Source organism: Thioalkalivibrio sp., from assembly GCF_041690275.1.
GTDB lineage: Bacteria > Pseudomonadota > Gammaproteobacteria > Ectothiorhodospirales > Ectothiorhodospiraceae > Thioalkalivibrio.
Genome location: NZ_JAWLHP010000081.1, coordinates 3,605 through 9,324 on the forward strand (window position 1 = coordinate 3,605; position 5,720 = coordinate 9,324).

The 5,720-nt window shown below is 68.7% G+C and carries 6 protein-coding genes; 2 read left to right on the forward strand and 4 right to left on the reverse strand.

What is annotated here, in order from left to right; genetic code table 11:
* Positions 1–69 precede the first annotated feature (69 nt).
* From ACESMN_RS12415 to ACESMN_RS12425, 3 genes are all read right to left on the reverse strand, one after another.
* Complete coding sequence (locus tag ACESMN_RS12415) at positions 70–771, reverse strand: type 1 glutamine amidotransferase (protein ID WP_373053918.1); 702 nt, start codon at positions 769–771, stop codon at positions 70–72.
* A gap of 62 nt (positions 772–833) precedes the next feature.
* Positions 834–1,259, reverse strand: a complete 426-nt coding sequence (locus ACESMN_RS12420) for a DNA polymerase III subunit chi (RefSeq protein WP_373053919.1) — start codon at positions 1,257–1,259, stop codon at positions 834–836.
* A gap of 29 nt (positions 1,260–1,288) precedes the next feature.
* A complete protein-coding gene (locus ACESMN_RS12425; RefSeq protein WP_373053920.1) occupies positions 1,289–2,776 on the reverse strand; it encodes a leucyl aminopeptidase in 1,488 nt (495 codons plus the stop codon).
* A 135-nt stretch (positions 2,777–2,911) separates the two neighbouring features.
* On the opposite strand from ACESMN_RS12425, the gene lptF reads away from it, so the two are divergent.
* A complete protein-coding gene (gene lptF, locus ACESMN_RS12430; protein ID WP_373053921.1) occupies positions 2,912–4,012 on the forward strand; it encodes an LPS export ABC transporter permease LptF in 1,101 nt (366 codons plus the stop codon).
* On the forward strand, positions 4,009–5,076 hold the full coding sequence (gene lptG, locus ACESMN_RS12435; RefSeq protein ID WP_373053922.1) for an LPS export ABC transporter permease LptG: 1,068 nt from the start codon (positions 4,009–4,011) through the stop codon (positions 5,074–5,076). The genes lptF and lptG overlap by 4 nt, the downstream gene beginning before the upstream one ends.
* Before the next feature lie 56 nt (positions 5,077–5,132).
* Here the strand turns inward: lptG and ACESMN_RS12440 are convergent.
* Positions 5,133–5,720: LysM peptidoglycan-binding domain-containing protein (locus ACESMN_RS12440; protein ID WP_373053923.1), on the reverse strand; the 588-nt coding region annotated here is incomplete at its 5' end.

A 5,720-nucleotide genomic window follows, 5' to 3' on the forward strand; every position in this document is an offset into this window, starting at 1 on the left:
GCGCAGCGGGCCCACGATCCCGGCCGTGTCGCTCGGTGGTGGGCACACTGCGTTTTGCCCACCCTACGGTCATCTCTGATGGATGTCGGATCGGGTGCCGGCGATGAAGGCGTCCAGCAGGTCGTGGAGGGCCCCGTGCATCGCCGGGTAGGCGGCCCGCTCGGCGCGCAGACGGTTCGCTTGCTGCATCCAGCGGCCGGGGATCAGGTAGTCGGCATCGTGGGTGCAGCAGGCGTCGACCCACTGCGGCGTGGCTTCCAGGTGGCACTGCAGCCCCAGGCCGAGACCGTCGGCGGTGACGAAGACCTGGTTGCGGCAGGCCTGGCTCGAGGCGAGGAGTGCGGCGTCCTCGGGCAACTCGAAGGTGTCACCGTGCCAGTGACACACCAGTAGCTCCGGGGGCAGCGGCAGCGCGGCAGCGACCCGCCGGATCGGCCAGAAGCCGACCTCGCGCTCGCGGCCCGGGAAGACCTCTGCACCGAGGGCATGCGCAAGCTGCTGCGCACCGAGGCAGATGCCCAGCATGGGCCTGCCGGACGCGAGCGCACCGCGGATCAACTGCCGCTCGGGTTCCAGCCACGGGTGGGCCGCTCCGTCATGCACACTCATGCCGCCGCCGAGCACGATCAGCCCGTCGAAATCCTCCAGCGCAGGCAGCACCGGTTCCGCGTACAGCGGCCAGATCCTGGTGTCGTGGCCCCGCCCGTCGGTCCAGTCGAGCAGCGCGGCAGGGCCCTCGTGGGCAACGTGCTGGAGGATCGCAAGGTGCAAGCGGCTATTCCCCCGATTCAGCGACCGGGCCGGCGCACCCGGAGCTGACGGGGGCCGCGGGTTCAGTCGCCGATCTCATGGTGTTCCAGCGGATAGCCGCGCTCCCGGAAGAAGCGGTAGCGCTCGCGGCCCCGGGACCGCGCGGCCTCATCGCCCCCGACGAGGTCGGCGATGCGCTGAAAGCGCCCGAAATACCCGGGTATCGCCCCGGCGAGGTTGATCAGCACGTCGCAGCGTTCGCGGGGCGACGCGGCCTCGTGCAGGGTCACGGGGCTGTCGGGATGGTCCACATCCGTACTGTGGGGCAGGAAGGCCGTGTCCTCGAAGGTCCACAGCAGCCGGTCCAGCTCCTGCGTGGTCTGGGCATCGGGGGTATGGATGTGCACGCGCTGGCCAAGGCCGTGTGCCTTGCGCGCGAGGCGGCAGGCGAAGCGGAGGCGGGCGCTGTCCTCCGCACTCGCCAGCAGGTAGAAGGTGACGCGGGTCACGCGGGTGCCGTCGGCTTCGGTGCGCGCGGTCAGCGGCCGACCTGATCCAGCAGGTAACGCACCAGCAACGGCACCGGGCGGCCCGTCGCCCCCTTGTCCTTGCCGCTCTTCCAGGCGATACCCGCGATGTCCAGATGCGCCCAGCGATATTTCTCGGCGAAGCGGGACAGGAAGCAGGCAGCCGTGATCGTCCCGGCCGGTCGTCCACCGATGTTCGCCATGTCCGCAAAATTGCTTTTCAGCTGCTCCTGGTATTCATCCCAGAGCGGCAGTTCCCAGGCGCGGTCGTAGGTCGCGCTCCCGGCCGCCTTCAGCGACTGCACCAGTTCATCGTCGTTGCCCAGTACCGCGCTCGCCTGATGACCCAGGGCGATGATGCAGGCGCCGGTCAGGGTCGCGATATCGATCACCGCCTTCGGCTTGAAGCGTTCGACCCAGGTCAGGGCGTCGCAGAGCACCAGCCGGCCCTCGGCATCGGTGTTCAGGATCTCCACCGTCTGGCCGGACAGGGTGGTGATGATGTCACCCGGCCGACAGGCGCGACCGTCCGGCATGTTCTCGGCGCTGGTGACCACCCCGATCACGTTCAGCGGCAGCTTCAGCTCGCAGACCGCGGTCATCACGCCGAGCACCGTCGCCGCACCGCACATGTCGTACTTCATCTCGTCCATCGCCTCGCCCGGCTTCAGGGAGATCCCGCCGGTATCGAAGGTGATGCCCTTGCCGACCAGCACGATCGGGGCCTCGTCCTTTCCTGCCCCGCTGTATTCGAGCGCGATCAGCCGCGGCGGACGCTCCGATCCCTGGCCGACCGCAAGGATGGCGTTCGCGCCCAGCTTCTTCAGCTCCTTCTCGTCGAGCACGGTGGCCTTCAGCTTCTTGTGCTGGCCCGCGAGTTCGCGGGCCGCCTCGGCCAGGGCCTCCGGGTGGATCACGTTCGGCGGGGCGTTGCCGAGGTCACGGGTGTGGTTCGCTCCGGCCAGGATGGCCTCGGCCTCCGCGCAGGCGCGTTCGGCCTCCGCCGCCTGCTCCTCCGTCACGCACAACACCACGTGCTTCAGCCGGACCGGCTTCACATCTTCCTTGCCCTTGTACTCCGTGTAACGGTAGCCCGCGTCCCCGATCGCGAAGACCAGGGTCTGGACCAGCCAGCCCACGTTCTCTTGCAGCGGCAGCAGGTCTTCGACGGCAATGGCGATGGTGTTCGCCGGACGCTCCACCACCAGTCCGGCCAGCGCCTTGCAGGCCTTGCGCACGGCCTTCGCGGCAAAGTCCTTCTTTGGACCCAGCCCCACCAGCACCGTGGCGGCGGCACCCTTTGCCGGCGCCGGGATCAACAGCGTGGTGCCCGCTTCGCCGTCGAGCTCTCCGGCCTTCACCACATCGGACACCCGGCCCTGCAGGGCCTCGTCCAGACCCGCGGCGTGGAGACCCAGCTTGCGTTTCTGAAACAGCCCGACTGCGCGCAGGCCTGCCTTGGGTTTGTCGATCGGGGACGTCGTGACCGAGAATCGCATCCGGAAACCTCGCGGGACGGAACGGGAATTGGGCGTTAATCTTAGCAGTGTGCGCAGCGCGGCAATCAAGGCAGCTCAGCCAGTCCGGTTTCGGACGACGGATCACCAGCGGTGTGCCCGCCGGTTGGTCGCGTGATGCGCATCGGGATCATCGAGCGTTTCCTGGCGCGGGACTTCGTCGTCAACCAGGCCGCGGTCACCGCGGTCCTGCTGCTGGTGATCATCGGCGGAGTGCTCGGCCGCACGCTGGGCGACATCGCCGAGGGCCGGCTGCCACTCGATGTGCTGCCAACCCTGGTCGCCTTCGGTTCCTTCAAGGGGCTGATCCTGTTCTGGCCCGTTGCCCTGTTCCTTGCCTTCCTGCTGGTGCTTGGCCGCCTGCAGCGGGACAGCGAGCTGGTCGCGATGCAGGCCGGGGGCGTCTCCTTCGCCCGGATCTACCGGGCCATCTTCCTGGTCGCGGTGCCCTCCGCGCTGATCCTGCTGTTCCTGATGTCCTACGCGGTACCGCGTGTGGAACTTCTGGTGGACGAGCTGCGCGACCAGGCGGACCGGCGTTCCGACCTGGTCGGCGTCACGCCGGGACGCTTTCTGCGCTCGCGCGTGGGCGATCAGGTCTTCTTTGCCGAGCGGCTGAGCGCCGATCGCGAGGCCTTGCTGAATGTATTCATCTTCGACGACCGTGATGGCACGGCCGAGGTCACGGTCGCGGCGCGTGCCATCGCGGACGTCAGTGGAGATGCCCGCTACCTGGTGCTGGAGGACGGGTACCGTTATGTGGGGGAACCGGGAGCGGCCGCGTTCCAGCTGCTCTCCTTCGACCAGGCCCGCATGGCGGTGCCGGACCCGGACCTGGTGCAGCCCCGGCGCAGCCTCGAAGCGCTGCCATTCGCGGAACTCTGGGAGATGCGGGATCGCCCGCGCTACCGGGCGGAGATCGAATGGCGACTGGCCCTGCCGATGTCGGTACTGATGCTGGCGCTGATCGCCCTGCCGCTCGGACTTGCACCGCCGCGCAGCGGCCGCTATGCACGCCTGCCGCTCGCCATCCTGGTCTACGCGATCTATGCCAACTTCCTGGTCATGGGCAAGTCGTGGCTGGAGGCCGGCCAGCTGCCGGGCTGGCTCGGTCTGTGGTGGGCCCACCTGATCCCGCTGTCCGTGTGGCTGGTGCTGTCCTGGCGCAGCGGTATGTGGAACGGCATGATGCATTCGCTCGCGAGGCGCCCGGCATGACAACGGTCCTTGGCCGCTATGTGATCGCCCATGTGCTGGCCGGCACGCTGCTGGCCCTGCTGTTGCTGGTCGCGCTGGACGCGGTGTTCGCGATGATCGCGGAACTCGGCGACGTCGGTCGCGGCGGTTACGGGATCTGGGAGGCCGCCGCCTACGTGCTGCTGACGCTGCCGCGGCGAATCTACGAGATGGTGCCCACGGCGGCCCTGCTGGGCGGTCTGCTCTGGCTGGGAAACCTTGCCGCCAACAGCGAGCTGACGGCGATGCGCTCGGCCGGGGTGACACTCGGACGCCTGGTCTTCTGGGTGCTTCAGGGCGGGTTGATCGTGGTGCTCGGCATGGTCGCGCTGGGTGAACTCGTGGCGCCGGGCGCCGAGGCCCGCGGACAGAACCTGAAGACCTTTGCCTTCGACGAGCGGCTGAGCGTCAGCCGCATCGGGCTCTGGGCCCGGGACGGAAACCGGATCGTGCACGCCGATGCGGTCCTGCCCGGTGATCGTCTGGCGGACGTCCGGGTCATCGAAATCGGCCCGGATGGCCAGGTCACCGCGATCACCGAGGCCCGGCGAGCCAGCTTCGACGATGGCGCGTGGACTCTCTCCGGGGTCCGGCGCTCCCGGCTATCCGATGCCGGGGTTCAGGCCGAGAGGGTGGACGAGGAGCGGGTCGAACGGCTTCTGTCACCGGAGTACCTGGGCGTTCTGGTGGTCGAACCACGCCAGATGGCGGCCCTCGACCTGCTCGCCTACATCAGTTATCTCCGCGAGAACCGGCTGGATTCGGGGCCCTACGAGGTGGCGTTCTGGCAGCGTCTGACCATGCCGGCCAGCACCTGGGTGATGCTGTTGCTGGCGATCCCGTTCCTGTTCGGTCGTCAGCGCGAAGCGGGAGCGGGGCGCCGGCTGTTCATCGGCGTGGTGCTTGGCATCAGCTTCGTGCTGGTGATGCGCGTGATGACGCATATGGGCATGGTCTACAATCTGCCCCCCTGGCTCGCGGCCAGTGCTCCGTTGTGGCTGTTTCTGGCGATTGCCGTGGTGGCGTTGAGCCGGACCCGGGTCTGAGGGGGTGATGGCAAGGGCCCCCGGCGCGCCGTGACGCTCCGGGGGCCAATCCAGGGTCAGGGCAGGATCAGCGTGGTGCCCGGCCAGACCTGGTCGGGATTCTCGAGCACGTGCTGGTTGGCCTGGTAGATCCGCGTCCAGGCATTGCCCTCGCCATAGAAGCGGGCCGCGATGCTGCTCAGGGTCTCGCCCTCGCCGACCTGGTAGAGCGTTCCGCCCTCGGTCCGGCTGAGCAACGATTGTGCGCGCTGCATGTCCGACGCCGCCTGTTCGACCGTCGCCTCCAGGGCCTCGCGATCCGCTCCACTCCGGCGCATCGCCCGGTGCGCCTCGCGCAGCGTCTCTGCAGGTTCGGCTGCGGCGGCGCGGGCGGACTCGGCGTCAAGCGACCCGCCTTCCTCCGGCGGGAGAACCGCACGCAGTGCGGCGAGCTCGCGTTCCGCGGTTACCTGGAGCGCGTCCCGTTCGTCGCTGACCCGGGCCAGCTCTGCCTGAGCGGCCGCCAGCGCGGCCTGCAGACTGGCCACCTCGCTCTCGCTGGCTGCAAGGGCCTCGGCCGCCTGTTCTCGAACCGCTGCGGTATCGGCCTGTGCACTCTCCAACTCCGCCTGCAGGGCCGACTTGTCGGCCTCGAGGCTGGCGAT

Coding starts and splice junctions, on each gene's coding strand:
- lptG (WP_373053922.1), top strand. CDS start 4,009: ATGACAACGGTCCTTGGCCGCTATGTGATCGCCCATGTGCTGGCCGGC.
- ACESMN_RS12425 (WP_373053920.1), bottom strand. CDS start 2,776: ATGCGATTCTCGGTCACGACGTCCCCGATCGACAAACCCAAGGCAGGC.
- lptF (WP_373053921.1), top strand. CDS start 2,912: ATGCGCATCGGGATCATCGAGCGTTTCCTGGCGCGGGACTTCGTCGTC.